General features: G+C 35.2%; 16 protein-coding genes. 6 read left to right on the top strand and 10 right to left on the bottom strand.

Annotated elements, in window-relative coordinates; all coding sequences use genetic code 11:
* The 3 genes from ACH8JV_RS02650 to ACH8JV_RS02640 all read left to right on the top strand — a co-directional run.
* Positions 1 to 79: IS3 family transposase (locus tag ACH8JV_RS02650; RefSeq protein WP_146050574.1), on the top strand; the 79-nt coding region annotated here is incomplete at its 5' end.
* Positions 80 to 361: 282 nt separating this feature from the next.
* The gene (locus tag ACH8JV_RS02645; protein ID WP_396519582.1) at positions 362 to 889 is read left to right on the top strand and encodes a hypothetical protein; all 528 of its coding nucleotides are present in this window, start codon (positions 362 to 364) and stop codon (positions 887 to 889) included.
* Positions 890 to 950: 61 nt separating this feature from the next.
* Positions 951 to 1,430, top strand: coding sequence for a hypothetical protein (locus ACH8JV_RS02640; protein WP_396519580.1), 480 nt, complete (start codon positions 951 to 953; stop codon positions 1,428 to 1,430).
* Positions 1,431 to 1,595: 165 nt separating this feature from the next.
* Here ACH8JV_RS02640 and ACH8JV_RS02635 read toward each other — a convergent pair whose 3' ends face one another.
* Complete coding sequence (locus ACH8JV_RS02635; protein WP_343568135.1) at positions 1,596 to 1,934, bottom strand: hypothetical protein; 339 nt, start codon at positions 1,932 to 1,934, stop codon at positions 1,596 to 1,598.
* Between the two features lie 1,147 nt (positions 1,935 to 3,081).
* Between ACH8JV_RS02635 and ACH8JV_RS02630 the strand changes: the two genes are divergently transcribed.
* The 3 genes from ACH8JV_RS02630 (at position 3,082) to ACH8JV_RS02620 (ending at position 5,336) form a co-directional block, all read left to right on the top strand.
* Positions 3,082 to 3,912 carry a sugar phosphate isomerase/epimerase family protein gene (locus ACH8JV_RS02630; RefSeq protein WP_311070571.1) on the top strand — a complete coding sequence of 277 codons (831 nt, stop codon included), beginning with the start codon at positions 3,082 to 3,084 and terminating at the stop codon, positions 3,910 to 3,912.
* A 73-nt stretch (positions 3,913 to 3,985) separates the two neighbouring features.
* Positions 3,986 to 4,603 carry a LysE family translocator gene (locus ACH8JV_RS02625; RefSeq protein WP_009392922.1) on the top strand — a complete coding sequence of 206 codons (618 nt, stop codon included), beginning with the start codon at positions 3,986 to 3,988 and terminating at the stop codon, positions 4,601 to 4,603.
* A 247-nt stretch (positions 4,604 to 4,850) separates the two neighbouring features.
* The gene (locus ACH8JV_RS02620; RefSeq protein WP_031944456.1) at positions 4,851 to 5,336 is read left to right on the top strand and encodes an Lrp/AsnC family transcriptional regulator; all 486 of its coding nucleotides are present in this window, start codon (positions 4,851 to 4,853) and stop codon (positions 5,334 to 5,336) included.
* A 28-nt stretch (positions 5,337 to 5,364) separates the two neighbouring features.
* Here ACH8JV_RS02620 and ACH8JV_RS02615 read toward each other — a convergent pair whose 3' ends face one another.
* From ACH8JV_RS02615 to ACH8JV_RS02575, 9 genes are all read right to left on the bottom strand, one after another.
* Entirely contained in the window at positions 5,365 to 5,922 is a 558-nt protein-coding gene (locus tag ACH8JV_RS02615) for a chorismate mutase (RefSeq protein ID WP_396463495.1), read from the bottom strand.
* A 78-nt stretch (positions 5,923 to 6,000) separates the two neighbouring features.
* Positions 6,001 to 6,684 carry an SDR family NAD(P)-dependent oxidoreductase gene (locus ACH8JV_RS02610; protein WP_396519578.1) on the bottom strand — a complete coding sequence of 228 codons (684 nt, stop codon included), beginning with the start codon at positions 6,682 to 6,684 and terminating at the stop codon, positions 6,001 to 6,003.
* 9 nt (positions 6,685 to 6,693) lie between these two features.
* Positions 6,694 to 7,455 carry an SDR family NAD(P)-dependent oxidoreductase gene (locus ACH8JV_RS02605; protein WP_396519576.1) on the bottom strand — a complete coding sequence of 254 codons (762 nt, stop codon included), beginning with the start codon at positions 7,453 to 7,455 and terminating at the stop codon, positions 6,694 to 6,696.
* A gap of 7 nt (positions 7,456 to 7,462) precedes the next feature.
* Positions 7,463 to 8,149, bottom strand: a complete 687-nt coding sequence (locus ACH8JV_RS02600; protein ID WP_396519574.1) for a glutathione S-transferase family protein — start codon at positions 8,147 to 8,149, stop codon at positions 7,463 to 7,465.
* Positions 8,150 to 8,400: 251 nt separating this feature from the next.
* On the bottom strand, positions 8,401 to 9,273 hold the full coding sequence (locus tag ACH8JV_RS02595) for a DUF4882 family protein (protein WP_396519572.1): 873 nt from the start codon (positions 9,271 to 9,273) through the stop codon (positions 8,401 to 8,403).
* A 153-nt stretch (positions 9,274 to 9,426) separates the two neighbouring features.
* On the bottom strand, positions 9,427 to 10,449 hold the full coding sequence (locus ACH8JV_RS02590) for a spore coat U domain-containing protein (RefSeq protein ID WP_396519570.1): 1,023 nt from the start codon (positions 10,447 to 10,449) through the stop codon (positions 9,427 to 9,429).
* Positions 10,440 to 12,899, bottom strand: a complete 2,460-nt coding sequence (locus tag ACH8JV_RS02585) for a fimbria/pilus outer membrane usher protein (protein ID WP_396519568.1) — start codon at positions 12,897 to 12,899, stop codon at positions 10,440 to 10,442. The genes ACH8JV_RS02590 and ACH8JV_RS02585 overlap by 10 nt, the downstream gene beginning before the upstream one ends.
* Positions 12,900 to 12,908: 9 nt before the next feature.
* The gene (locus ACH8JV_RS02580; RefSeq protein WP_396519566.1) at positions 12,909 to 13,613 is read right to left on the bottom strand and encodes a molecular chaperone; all 705 of its coding nucleotides are present in this window, start codon (positions 13,611 to 13,613) and stop codon (positions 12,909 to 12,911) included.
* Between the two features lie 75 nt (positions 13,614 to 13,688).
* Positions 13,689 to 14,225: a spore coat U domain-containing protein gene (locus ACH8JV_RS02575; protein ID WP_311087401.1), complete on the bottom strand. Its 537-nt coding sequence runs from the start codon at positions 14,223 to 14,225 to the stop codon at positions 13,689 to 13,691.
* Positions 14,226 to 14,573: the final 348 nt, after the last annotated feature.

Below are 14,573 nucleotides of genomic sequence, written 5' to 3'. Positions count from 1 at the left end.
TAATCATGAGAGAATCAAGGTAAAGCTACAAGGTTTATCCCCTGTACAATATAGAAACCAGTTTATAAAAACTGCTTAACTAACTGTCCAACTTTATGGGGTCAGATCATTCCACCGCAGAGGGGGCAGGCAGGGATGCCCACAAAAAAGAGAGACTTTTTCGTGTGCGTTGGCTATCCGACCTGTCAAAGTCGACTGGCAATGTAGGCCAGCAGGCAAAGGATAATCGGAGAGATTTGGGGTGTCAATGTGATATTGGCTAGAAAATGGATAAATAATTTTTTGTTTTTCATTAGATTAGATTCGTTAATCTATTGAATAGAATATATTATATTTGCTTAACGCACTTTAAATTATAAATATGAATACGATCTCAGCTACTCTTTTACGTGAACATCTGATTGAAGGATGTATAAAAGATGCAAATGGTAATTTTAAACCATTTCCTATTCTCGCAATTGATAATATTCCATTAAATATATGGATGCATCAAAATGCGCGCGTTATTGACGAAATGAATGATTTAGTTCCAGCGCAAGGTTGGTTATATGATCATGATAGTGAGTTAGCATTAAGTAACGCATGGAAACTTCTTAAACCAGAAGCTTATGAAAATGTAGCTATTTCAACAGTGGTTCCAATCTTAATTTGCCCTGATGATTTAGATCTAACATGTAGCGTAATTATGGTTGAACAAATTGTTTCAGCAGATCAAGTCGTATGGGCTCGTTTTGGTTACGCATTTAACCATATTCACGATGTTGTGACATCCGTAGTCTGGAAAACCTCGACTTCTGTTCCTCAATTAAGTTTTTCGTTGAGTGAATTTGAAAAAGCATATAATGATTTAAAAGAATTAGACAAAAAATGGAGTGAAGGTTTTATTTAGTTTTTGAAAGATGCTGCTCTTACTTTCTCTAAATATCATGTAATAAATTTAGGTTATATAAATGTCTAATAGTTATAAATTTCAATTAAAAATGGAGCTAGATCTAAAATTAGTTACGCCTGAAGAGATACAGAACTGGGCCGTGCATGCACTAGAGAATGATCCAACAAATGAGCTAGCTTTAGACATCTGTTTTTTATCAAACACTGATCAAATATTAGAATACTTCAGACTCACAGAAAAAAGTGAATTTTGTTCTTATTCACGAGATCGCTTAGCAATAAAAGTTTTGGAAAATTATATTTTTAAGCACTTAAATACTTGGAATTATAAAGATCAGATAGATTCTTTCTTTCAGAATACTCATTACCTGATTCATTATTTAGAAAATGCAGAACTAGGTTTGTTAATTCGCTCATATGAGAGTCAACTAGATGTGGCATTTCTAGGTTACTCACAATTAGAGCCTGAAACATTATGGGAAAATTTTAAATTAGAGTTAAAAGAATACCTCTCATCTTCGACTCATTCTCATACCTAAAATATGATCATTAATAGATCCCCAATTAGCTAATTTTTATATTGATTACATTCTTAATAATTATTTTCTGATTTAATTGATAGTTATATACTGTGATACACCGATAAAATGAATAATTAAATCCATTTTATCGGCTTGCCTACAGAGGCTTTTTAAGATTCCATTTTATTTTCTAATATAGTTTGGAAACTCTTTTAAAACCGTGCTACATAATTGGCCTTTCATATCTTCACGTTTGCGTGCTTCAAATTGGTCCATACCTAATCTCATCACCTCTCTACCATACTTTTCACCTAGTTCATGTTTGGTACATTTTTCAGATTCATGAACTAATTCTTGTGAAGTATAGTGATAATTACAATCAAGTTGAGCACGGCTTAAAAAACCATGTAGTTGTACTGTTCTCTCGCAAGTTGTTCGCTGTAGATAAGTTTTAGGCTCTTGAGCAGCATAAACTGATGAACCTACCAATAAAGTGAAAGCTGTTACTAAAAAATTACGCATTATTTCCCCGATAAAATTATTAAAAGTATAAGTGGCAATGTTGCGGGTGTATTAAATAATAATTGTTTATAAGTGTCTATTAATAATAAGAAAGTTAGATAAATCCTCTTATCTTTTGAATATTTCATCACCTTATTAAAATTATGGAATTAAGTTTAATAAATGGGATTGGCCTTTATCAAATAGATGATATTTGATTTGTTTTATGCCCATCTTTAAACATTAGTAAAGAATGTGCTCTTATTATTTTCAATAAAGCTGATTGATAGCAACTTTGAATTTTCCATGTTTAGACTAAAGAAACAAACCTTTGAATATAAAAAAGCTCTTTAAGTAACAAGAGCTTTTTTATCATTTCGGCAATTTTACTGATTATCGATACTTTTTATTACCACTTGGTGTAATACAGTAAGTCCCTCCACGAGGCCCAACACAATTATTTGATCCACTACAAGGACACTCGGAAGAACTATTACTAGAAGAGCTACTACTAGAACTCCCATAGCTACTTCGTCCGTGGGATAATTTACTTTTTGAAGAGTAATGATGACTACTAGATGAGTAACTATGACTACTAAATGATCTTCCTCCGCCACGACCTCCCCGCGCCTCGGCCTGAGTTAAAAATATTATCTGTAATAAAACTAATATAGATAAGAAAATAATTCTCATATTCACCCCTAAAAAATAAAAACTCATATTAATTTATGGTCAAATTTTAAACTATAGTTTAATAATTCAACTTTGGTAGATCATATAATATTTGGTTTTATGAATACAATTTAAACTAACAGATAACTAGAAATTCTATTAGTTCATTAATTATACAAATAATTTTTTGTAATCTAATGCCACTTATAAGGAATTATTTTAAATCCCCAATATGATAATTAATGACAAATTATATTAAAATATACAATATTTTTAATATAATTTAGTATGACTAAAGAATAATAAAAAGGGAAAATCCAAATATTTTGATCATTTGTGCAATATACGGCTCTGTCCATATAGAGATTTATATGCCTTATAAAAATTCGACTTTAGTCTGATGTTTTTATAGCAGAATAAAAATAAGATGGCGGCTGGGTAGACAGTGAATAAATAATTATACCCAGAATATCTTTAATAAATCAGGAACATAACAATGACTTCGCCTTTAATGAATAATTATCTTAACTTTGCATCTGGAATTGCACATCAGCAGTATTTACCAGCCGAAGAAGGGATTGTTAAGGCATATAATGATGGTTGTACTCACTGGTATGTAGATGGAAGTTTACATGGAGAAATGGTTCCAGATTGGTCTTCTGAACGAATTGAAAATCTAAATAACTTAATAAAAAAATATAATGTTCAACCTATTTTCCACGGTAATTTTAAAGCCCCATTAGGTAGCGATGTAGATTATTTACGTGAAGCTGCTGTGGCATATGTTAAACAAGAAATTGATATTGCTGCAAAGATTGGTGCACCTTTAGTGATTCATGGCGGCGGTATTGTTGAACCTAAAAAAATTGTCCTCGCAAAACAAAAAGCTCTAGATAACTATATTTTGTCTATTAAAGAACTCGCTGAATATGCGGCTGAAAAATCAGTTGATATTTATTTAGAGAATTTATCAAACTATAAACACTATCGTCCGTTCCATTATGTCTTTACCCATATGGAAGAATACGATTATGTTTTCAACAAAATTGATCATAAAAATGTCTATTTCTTTTTAGATGCAGGCCATGCAAATGTGGGCGAAGGTGACCCTATTGCTGTTGTAGAAAAATACCACCAAAAAATTAAGGGTATTTCTTTTAGCAATAACAATGGTGAGCAAGATCAACACTTTAGTATTGGCCGCGGTACTGTAAATTATTCTGATTTTATCGAGACTATTAATCGAAATAATTGGAAAGGTCTTGTTGCCTTTGAGGTAAGAGATAAAAGTACTTTAGATTCAGTTAAAGAATTAGCAAGCGCATAAAATTAAAAGCCTTCTGAGGAACACCAGAAGGCTTTTTAAATATAAAGAATTCATTTTTAAAAGGATATATTAAGTGAGTGGTTTACTAGTTTTCATAACAATTGCCTTTCTTACATTATCAAGCCCAGGACCTGGTGTCTTATTTACAGTGACAAATTCAATAAATTACGGTGTCCGTACCGCATTATTTGGCATTATTGGCTTAATTATTGGTATGTTTGTTATTGCAGTCATTTCGGCTAGTGGCGTTGGTTTAATTATTACTAGTAATCCCACTATTTTTACTGTTTTAAAATTTATAGGTGCATTCTATTTAATGTACTTAGGCTATAAGAACTTTGTAAAAACATCCCCTTCTCAAGACTTATTAGATACCGAAACAAGTGAAAAAACGGTTAGAAAGTCCAAATTATTTTATCAAGGTTTATTCGCTTCTCTTCTAAACCCTAAAACTATTGTTTTCTTTATTGCTCTTTTTCCACAATTTATTGATATAAAAGAAAAAATAATAAATCAATTTCTAGTATTATCTTTAACCTTTTGCCTGATCGGATTCTTAATCCATCTGGTGTATGCTAATTTTTCCTCAATCTTTAAAGAAAAAATGCTATCTGGAAATAACTTTGCCAGATTAAATAAAATCAGTGGTTGTATATTTTTCATTCTCGCTGTTTTATTAATTGTTCAATAAGTAAACTTACGATTTTGTCTTAATATCAATTCTTTATAAGATCCGCAAAGAGCACTGTTTAGTCACCCTTACTGAAACAGTGCTCTTTGCTTCATCACAACTCCTATCCAGTAGAGTTCGATGCATAGAAATAGTGTATGGCTGTCGACCTCAAAATGTTTACTGTATTTTCAGTTTTTTTAAATGATCTCAGCATAAAAATCACGTATATTAAAAATTAACAGAAGAATCTTCTTTGGTTTATATTTTGAACAGCACAGAATACACACTAGATCGCATAGATCGGAAAATATTATCTGCCCTTCGTGGAAATGGACGCTTAACGGTTGCGCAGCTCGCTGAAGAAGTTGGGCTTTCATCTTCGCCCTGCTGGACTCGACTCAAGCGTTTAGAAACTCTAAAAATTATTGAGGGCTATACGGTAAACGTAAACCCAAAAGCGATTGGCATTCACGAGTTGTTCTTTATTGAAATTACGCTAGAACGCCACGACGATGAAATGCTAGAAAACTTTAGTGAAGCTTTGGCAGACATTCCCGAAGTAGTCGAGGCACATTTAGTTACCGGTGACTATGATTACTTGGTGAAAGTGGCCGTAAAAGATGCTGAACATTACGAACGCTTTTTACGTAAAAAGCTCTATTCGATTAAAGGTATTCGGCATACGCGTTCAACCTTTGCCCTACGACCACTTAAATCTGCCAATACTGCCGACTTAATGTTGATTGAATAATTGACTTATATAAACCGCTTTAGGTGTTTCATTGTTTTAATTTGATTTTATTCAATGTTACACATAAAGCCTTTTTATCGGCTTCTTTAAGTTGAGGGTGCTGAACTGGCCACATATAGCTACAGCCATGAGGCGCCTTGTTATTATTTTTCTTGAGTTCATAGGCAATATTTTTTAGAAGCTCGGTGTTTAAAGAACTAATTTTTAAACGCACTTCGCTTAAGTCTTGAGGCTTCCAGTTGGTTTCAGGGCTAGACAACCAATCTGCTCTATATCGGTACTGAATAGCTTTCGCTACATTCATTTGCGTCACTATAAACGGCTTTACCGTTTCACTGTTCAGTCCAAAAGATTCGGCCTCAGAAAGTGATTGATCGAGTACTTTCTTTTCTTGAGTTAAATCTTCAATCGGTAAATGCTGCTCTGCTTTATAGCCTGCAACATCTTTCATATAAGATAAGCGCTCGTTAACTAAACGTGCGGTTTGATCATATTGATATGCTTGTGCCAGTGAAGAAAAACACATCAAAGCTGCCACTGTAGTCGCTACCTTAACCGTTTGTTGAGCATTCTTAATATTTAACATTTGAGTACCTATCGAAATTATTGTTGTGCTGTCATTCCAAAGCAGTACTCTATTTTAAGAACACTCGAAAGTAAAATCTCACGATACGCTGAGCTCTTGGCTCCATGCAGAATCAGATTGGTGATAGATGTGCTGACACACTTGTTTAACAGATGAAATAAAGTGCGGGTTTTGTCCATCCCATTTTTCCAACATGCAATACGTGACATGTATGCCTTTGGGCTGAAATTCTCTTGCCAACGACTGCGATAACGCTCGAATACTCGCAAACATACTTTGACTTAATACATCGTGGTGAGCAGAATGATGAGATGGCGCTCCAAGAAAAATAACTGTACCCCGCTGCTGCTTTAACATGGGTTTAAGTACTAACTGCGACACGCTCACAGCACTTAAACCTGTGGTCTGCCAACTGTGCTCAATTTCTTCTAAAGATAAAGCTTCAATATTTGGTGCAGATGAAAAATTTGGCTGAAACACGCATAACTCAATGGTATGACGATGCTCTGTTATATATTTCAGCAGATTTTTTAAATGCTTAGTTTTTATCAAGTTTAAGCGGACACTCGTCATGCCATCATTTATGTAACTTACTTGTATGTTTCGAACAGTAGAATCATGTATGACTTGATAAACATGTAATGGAGCTTGATGGTTTTTATCCAAAATTACAAAATCATGGTCGAGTAGTTCTATATCATGACCAGCCACAACCACACAGCCCTGCTTTTTTTGAAACTTCTGAAATATTGTTTTTAGCATAGGAGTCCCTCAAAATTTTTCTTGGTATGGGCGTAAATCTAACTCATGTGTCCAAAGCTCAGGGCCTTGCAGATAAAGCATCCAATAGTTTTCTGCTATTGCATCAAGATTAAGTCCACCCGTTCCCCGTGTAAGACGCGCTAAACGACCCAGACCAAATAAAGCTTTATTAATTCTGTCACCATTTACCATTCCATCAATAATGACATGAGCAATATGAATGCCTTGTGTTTTATATATTTGAGCTAGATTTAATGCATAAGCTCGCAACGCAGATTTACCCATCGTAAAAGCAGCAAAAAAGGGTTTTCCGCGTAAAGAAGCACTCGCTCCCGTAAAAATAAGCGTACCGTGTTTTTGCTCTTTAAAAATTTTTAGACAGCTTTGAGAAACCAAATAAGCCGATAAAAATGTGGATTGCCACATATCATTAAAAAACGATAGCGGGCTGCGTAAAAAAATTGAGGGAATATTCCCCCCAACATTATGAATAACAGCGGTAATACGTTCGTTTTGACTAGTAACGGTGTCAAATAGGGCCTGTACTTGATGTATATCTTCGGCATCTAAACGAAACGCAACAGCTTCACCACCCTTTGCATGGATTTCGGCAGCGACTGCTTCAATTTTCTGGAAAGTTCGCCCAGCAACGTAAACTTTTAAGCCTTCTTTTGCAAAACGATGACAAACAGCTGCACCAATCCCCTGTGAAGCCCCGACACCAATAACAACTGCACAATCTCGTGTTTTATCCTGTGTTGCTAATGACATAGTCGTTTCACCCTGTTTGTTTTTTATACCATAAAGCAATAAACGGACGATTCAAAATTTCTTTACTAAACTTTTTACTTGTACGAACGACTTCACCAAGTTGGGCAACCACGGCAATGTCTGCAATCGTCTGGTTATTTCCCACCAACCATTCACTTTGTGATAAGACCTGCTCAATACGGTTTAAGTGTTTAATAAACTCTGCTTCAACATCCTCGGCTTTCATTCGGCCCAAGCCCTGAAAGAAAAGCTGTGTTTTTAATTCGGCTAGAATAAAAGCTTTCACCATCGGCTTTTCATACGCTGGGCGACCAATGCTACTAATACGGATGGCTTCCTCTAAAGCTTCCGAATCATTTACCCTTAAATACACTTCATAAAAATAAAGAGACTCATCTGCCCAGTCCTCCCACAGTTCGACAAGTGCTTTTTGATTTGGATCTGCGGGATAAAGTCGCGGTGTTTCTGGATATGCTTCATCTAAATAGCGAGCAATACGAGTACTGTCTTGTATACGTTGTCCTTTATGGTCAATGACAGGTACTTTGCCCACTTTACTCAGCAAAGGAACTTTGGCACCAAGAATGCCGTTATAATTTACTGTATCAAATGAGATACCCTTAAATTTCAAAGCCCTTGCAACTTTTTGACAAAACGGAGAAATTTCCCACTGGTGCAAAATAATATCCGACATTGGTTCATCCTTTATTTTTAATTGCCTGTTTTACTTACTAGTTCTTTTTTAGAACTAATCAATAAATATACAGAATACCTTTTTAAGTCAAACCATTTTTGATGACGGTCAAGTTTCTAAAACTAAGAATTATTTGATTTTTATTATGATTAAAAAGAGCTTTGAGTGTTTACGTTATCTTTTAATTTATAGTCTTTCGCAAAGCTATGTACTCTAAAAAACTAAGATACATAGCTTTGAGTGATGTTTTGTTATAAAGCTATACCACAAATATCTTTTGCCCCTGTTGGGTAAGTAAACTGCATTTTTGATTTATCTGTAATTAATTGAAGACCCACTGTTTTACCAGTTAAGGCAGAGTTAGCGAAATGATCTTGGTTAATTGCTCCCATGAAGCTGATATATTTTAATTTATTTTCCATCGTAAGGTTCAAGTAGCCATAATTCACACCATTAACAATATATCCAATCTGTTTAGTATTTTGATTTACATAAATACCTACTCTAACTTTTCCATCAGTTGGAACTTGTACTGGGTTATTAGTTCTATTGGCACTTAAATATGTTAAATGACCATTTCCATCAGATTTATATGTAGCGCCTAAAGAAGCGATTGCATCTCCATTTAGAACACCAGAATAGTTATTACCTTTTGCAAACATTAAATTTAGTGTTAATTCCACCTTAGACTCTGAAGATCCAGTAATAACAAAACCATACTCATACATCTGGGAATTATTGCCGAGGTTAACCTTTAAGTTATTCACATCAAAAATAAACTCCTGAGCAAATATATCTGAACTACCAATTGTTTTATCAACTATGACAACATTGTCTGGTGTATCAAATGGATATTGGGTTTTAAACTGAATATATTTTTTAGAAGCTAAAAGTGTATCGACATCTTTATTTGAGTAATAACGTATAACATCATAACCTGACTGATTTGCATTATTTATATTAGCGACTTGCTCTACATAACGATAATTAGTTGAGGTACCAGCCTTTGCCGTTTCAAAAGCTTTTAAGTCTTGTAAGCTAGCATCAAAGCTATAGGTACACTCAGCAAAAGAGTTACTCATACCCGACATACCTATTATTGTTGCTAATATTATCTTTTTCACGTCATTATCCTTTTTTATATTTGAACGTTTAGTATATATAAATACATAAATAATTTGATTAAATCTGATAAACGGCATTTTTAATAGGACAACAATATATTTATTAATTCTAAAAAAGCACTATCTCTTTTGAAGAAATAGTGCCTGAGGCAATTAATAAGTCACTGTAACAACAACACTATCAGAGTAGCTACCGGGTCTACTTGCAATCGTAGTACCTTGCGGAATTTTTCCATAAACTGTAGTGGTTTGAGCATTACCTGTTCCAGTGCCAGATACTCCTCCCGTTCCCCCAACGCTATTCACTCCACCCGTAGCATCCCACACCGAACTATAAGCAGCATCTTTGTATAACTGATAGGGAATAAACTCATTATTACTATTGGCCATACGCCTGAACCCTCCGCTTATACGGTTATTGCCATCCCCTAAATAAATCGAATATGGCGTTCCAGAGTTACATGTCGTATTTACAGCACCTTGAGTCGTGTAGTCACGCTTAGTAATACCAATATCATTAATATTGCCGAAATCGACGTTTGACGTTGAGTTTAATTGACAAAGCGTCGGTACCACAAAGTTCGCTGTTAGCGTTACATTTCCAGAGTCCCAGCTGAGTAAATCACCTAAACATAACACCGCTAGAAGATCCATATCCCAAAAGAGTTGAACCGTAGCGGTATAGGTTCCTTGAGGATAGGCAATTAATGATCCTGTACGTGCCGGTACCTTCACATTTACCGAGTAACTAAGAATATTATTTGAAGCGACAGTTACCACTGGACCATACCAAACATTGGAAGTTTGGTTGGTGGTAGAAGAACCGGCTCCACCAACAGTTGCAGTGACTGTATACGGTAACGATACGCTATTATTTGTAGTGGTTGCTCCTGTAAATACTGTCTTCATACACATAAACGGAGAGATTTGAGGTATTAGTCCTCCATTCGTGCAAGTAATTGTTCCTGAAAAGTTTACAGTTGCATCACTATTAATATTTGCTGCCGTGTAAGTAAACGTATTATTGGTCGTTCCAGCTACCGTACAGGCAGCATTCGTTGGACTCAAAAACGCATAAACGAGATAAAGTAAGCAAATGCCTATAAAGTATTTTAAAGATAAGAAAATTTTTTTATAGCTCTCTATTTGAGCCTTATTCATAATATTTAATGACATATATAAGGTCCCAATTTCTTAGTTGAGTACTGATTACTGTTATAAGTGAAGTCAACTTGGCATGAACCATGATCGAGAAGATCTACTTCAAATTTGTTTTGTTGTAATAGGTTGGGAACAAATACTTCACCATCGTAGCCCACTATTGCATCTTGCTGCCCATTAATTCGAACGCTATAACCCGGTAATAATGGTGAATTGTTTTTATCAACGAGTCTCACTAACCCAGAAACGACCTGATGTGCACCGAAGTCAACTAAAGTCCCTTGTCGATATCCCACCATTGCTTTTTGATCTGTAGATTTAACATTCCAATTTAAAGGTAAATAAGATGGATCTAAATAAATATGGTTCTCTCTATAGGGCATGAGGCTTGGAATAAGAAACCTTCCGGACTTATCAGTTGTTCCTAAATTTATCCCACCATTGATAATCTGGCTTTGCGGTCCGGCATTGGTAACAACAGCATAACCATCTCCAATTTCATTGGCCGCAAATATACGGCCTGCCGCTGCAACCAATGATCCAGTCGCTGAAACTGCAACTTGATCGTTATCTCCAATTCGGTTATAGCGACCTGTTAGGTATGCAGCCCGTGCTCGGTAAGAACCATAGATCGATGCATTATTGTTATGTGCATCCTGATCTCGCTCAACATATCCGCCCCATCCAAATGAACCAATCTGTGGTTCCGATAGAACAAATACTTCTTGTCGATAAGTCAATCTGCCACTATCGTTAGATACGCTAGAAATAGCATTCACTCTGGTAGATGGCGTATAGCGCAGCGCAAAGTAAATGCCATAGTTCTTATGGTTTTCATAGTCTTTATAAGCTGAACTATAAAAGCCCCAGTTCTTGTTCAGACTCCCGCTTAAGTTAGCAGATAGCAACTTATACGAGTTATCACTATATTTAATTTGGTTGTAGCCGACATAAACGCTATAGCCCGCATAAAAGTTATAGTTAATCCCTGCCCTAATAATCTCATCTGCCAGTGCACTGTAGCTCAAATAATTTTGTGGCTCAGAAGTAATCTGGTTTTCTTTTAAATATCGAATTTGAGACACACGGGCTAAGTCAAAATAGTTATCGAATACTTTGCGGTAACTGGTATTAAACGAAATATTCTTACTAATACGCCCTTCTAAACCGACCAGAGCCGAGTAGCCGTTTTCATCCTTATACTGACTTGCTGCAATGTCGGCATTAATTACTCCAACACCAAAAACATTCTTGGCAAAACCTGTGCCTAGATTCGACAGGCCATCTGTTGAAGCTTCTACACCACCACTTAAAGTCAGTGAGTTGCTGTAGCCGTATCGAATCGCACCCGACGCAAAGGTGGCATCATCATAATCGTTTGAATACAGCCCATAGTTATAGCGTGGAACCCCAACATCTACTGAAAATTCATTGATGCCTTTTGCCAGAATTTTCGATGAAAAATAGTAAGGCTTTTTGGTAATGGTTTGCTGACCTGTAGCATCGGTGGTCACCAGCGTGACTTCATTTCCAGAAATAAACGGCAGCTGTTTAACATCAAATGGACCTGAAGGAACAAGGCCTGAATAAATTTTTTGCTGGTTAACGTATAAGTCTAGTGTTGAAGGCAGTGCCGCTGAACCGGAAAACTGCGGTAATGCCGAGGTAACAATATCACCACGCTGGGTATAAGCACTCGACCACTGGAAACCGGCAAGACGCACACTACTGCCCCAGTCAGAACTATTGGAAATAAAGTCACCTAGGGTATATATCCTGACTTTTTCAGGGTCTACATATTGCCATTTACTTTCCAGTCGTACCCACTTTTCATGGCTATAGCTCGTTTCATTACTACCGTTGTATAAAACGCCTGATGAAAAATTACCGATGGCACTGTTAAAAATCCCTTCAGCCGAACCCGAGAAAATACTCTCATCATTGGTTATGGTGTGATACAGGCTGTAATTCAGGAGTGCAGCATTTAAGGGTTTCATTTTTAGCAGACTAGAGCTAGTGATCTGTTGACCAGTTAAATCAACTGAGTAACCCATTAACATGTTTGACGGAACTTGTAAGTTCAGAGACTGCTCATTCTCTAAGTACTTAAACTGAATTGCTTTAAGTTCGTTAAGACATACCCATTGGCTATCAGGGATATGTTCATCCATTTTCACTCTTAGCGTTTTTAAGTCACCAGAACGAATATATAACTTTCCATCTTTAGATTGTTTTACGGAAAACAAATCTTCAGAAGTATTTGAATTAATAGAAATATTTAAAAATAGCTGAGTAAAATCATGTTCTTGCTGCTGTCCATTCGTCTTTTCATGCATATATTTATTATTACTTCCTATAGACTTAGGAACACTAGGAACTGCAGTATTTGTATGATCTAGTAACTGTTCAGCAAAAGAATACGTTGGAAAATACGCAACACATAAGACACCTATAATATATTTCATATAAGCCTCTTAAAGTGTGGTTTTCTTACCATTAACTGTCAGAGAAATGTTGTATTTATGATTGGGCTGATATGTAAAATTATTAACTGAATAGCTTCGTGCTTGGTTTGCAAGAATATAGCCATTCACTGTATTCACTTTAATCGGATAACTTTTATTTTCGGTGTTATCTACAAGTGTTAAGTCATTTAAAAGTGCATGTCTGTTGCCAATATTACTAATATTTAAGAAAGCTTCCTTTTGATGAGTATCAATTTTCCAATTCAGTTGAGTAATCGCATCTTTATTGACTACAAATACAGGTAATGACGAACGAAGTAATACATTTACACCTTGAGAAGCTTTACGGCTATCAACTGGTTTTGGTAATTCATCAATAATAATACGATAGGTTTTTTCACCAGAAATTGGTTCCGGATTAATTCGGACTACCCGTAAATTATAAGACTCGCTAGGTTTTAACTTTAGAAAAGGTGGGCTAATAGTGATTTCATCTGTAGGTGTTAATTGATCTTGTCCATTATTTTGAGTCCATTCAAATATACGTGCCTGCAAATCAGCACTTTCATTTGACTGATTATATAGACTAATTGAAGAAGCTTTTTGATGACTTAAAATTTCTACACTTACTGGTGAAAGGCGGATTGTGGCGGCGTGAATAGTGCTAGATAAAGATAAGAATAATCCCGTAATAATAAAAATATTTTTTTTCATGTTTTACTCAAATATATATCTTTTTAATATATTAGCCCTTTCAAAAGGGCTAACAGCTTTTCTAATTTATACAACTTAATAAGTTACCGTTATTGTTACCGTATCAACATAACTACCCGCACTCGGCAGTGCTGAGCCAGCAGGAAGACGACCATATACATTCACTGTTTGTACTGCACCACTACCTGTTCCGCTATAAGCGGTTGTTGCTATACCAATTGCAGTGGCACGTCCTGTATCCGAATACAGGTTATAAGGAATATATTCATTACTTGCTGCCCCACCAATCATGCGTCGTTGGGTTGATAAAACATTTTGACCACCATCAAACGACAAAGTCCATGGAACAGTATTGTTACAAAGAACTTTAATTGAAGTACCACCTGTAGTTGAGGTATCTGCATCAACATTAGTAGTGAGAGAACTCAAAGTACCAAAGTCCAAAACCGCATTTGTTGTAGTACCTGTTGCAGAGGTATTAAGGACACAACTATTTGTTACTGTCGCCTTAACAGTTAATGTCCCCGTCGCTGTAGCGGCATTTGCTGCGTTCAGGGAAAATAACCCTACAGCTATTGCCGATAAATAAAAAAAAGTCTTTTTCATGGCCAAAACCTTTTAAATTAAATTGTCGAATTAATAGATATAAAAAAATTAACTCTTATTCTTACAATCATTTTTTATTTGACTGCTCTTTTAAAGCTTATTTTTTATCCTATTTTAAATATCATACATAAAAATAATTAAAATGCATAAACTTGTTATTATTTTTATTTCTATTTAATAAAATATAGTTACTTAAAGTTACTCCACAAATATAAAAACCAACATTAACAAATCATAAGCATTTGATTTAAATTAATTTAACCATTCTATCAAAAAATTTATTCATAGAAATTTAAGTAAATGTGTCATCTTTCTTTTCCGGTAATTAATCACAAAAAATAGCTTTTTTATGCA

This window comes from Acinetobacter sp. ABJ_C5_2, from assembly GCF_044538485.1.
In the GTDB taxonomy this organism is placed as follows: domain Bacteria; phylum Pseudomonadota; class Gammaproteobacteria; order Pseudomonadales; family Moraxellaceae; genus Acinetobacter; species Acinetobacter nosocomialis_A.
The sequence above is the reverse complement of the archived record's forward strand: the minus strand, read 5'-3'. Positions and strand labels throughout refer to the sequence as shown.

Bases quoted from the DNA above. Each gene is read 5' to 3' on its own strand.
- ACH8JV_RS02630 (WP_311070571.1), top strand. From the start codon at position 3,082: ATGACTTCGCCTTTAATGAATAATTATCTTAACTTTGCATCTGGAATT.
- ACH8JV_RS02610 (WP_396519578.1), bottom strand. From the start codon at position 6,684: ATGCTAAAAACAATATTTCAGAAGTTTCAAAAAAAGCAGGGCTGTGTG.
- ACH8JV_RS02580 (WP_396519566.1), bottom strand. From the start codon at position 13,613: ATGAAAAAAAATATTTTTATTATTACGGGATTATTCTTATCTTTATCT.
- ACH8JV_RS02585 (WP_396519568.1), bottom strand. From the start codon at position 12,899: ATGAAATATATTATAGGTGTCTTATGTGTTGCGTATTTTCCAACGTAT.
- ACH8JV_RS02590 (WP_396519570.1), bottom strand. From the start codon at position 10,449: ATGTCATTAAATATTATGAATAAGGCTCAAATAGAGAGCTATAAAAAA.
- ACH8JV_RS02615 (WP_396463495.1), bottom strand. From the start codon at position 5,922: ATGTTAAATATTAAGAATGCTCAACAAACGGTTAAGGTAGCGACTACA.
- ACH8JV_RS02600 (WP_396519574.1), bottom strand. From the start codon at position 8,149: ATGTCGGATATTATTTTGCACCAGTGGGAAATTTCTCCGTTTTGTCAA.
- ACH8JV_RS02640 (WP_396519580.1), top strand. From the start codon at position 951: ATGTCTAATAGTTATAAATTTCAATTAAAAATGGAGCTAGATCTAAAA.
- ACH8JV_RS02605 (WP_396519576.1), bottom strand. From the start codon at position 7,455: ATGTCATTAGCAACACAGGATAAAACACGAGATTGTGCAGTTGTTATT.
- ACH8JV_RS02635 (WP_343568135.1), bottom strand. From the start codon at position 1,934: ATGCGTAATTTTTTAGTAACAGCTTTCACTTTATTGGTAGGTTCATCA.
- ACH8JV_RS02645 (WP_396519582.1), top strand. From the start codon at position 362: ATGAATACGATCTCAGCTACTCTTTTACGTGAACATCTGATTGAAGGA.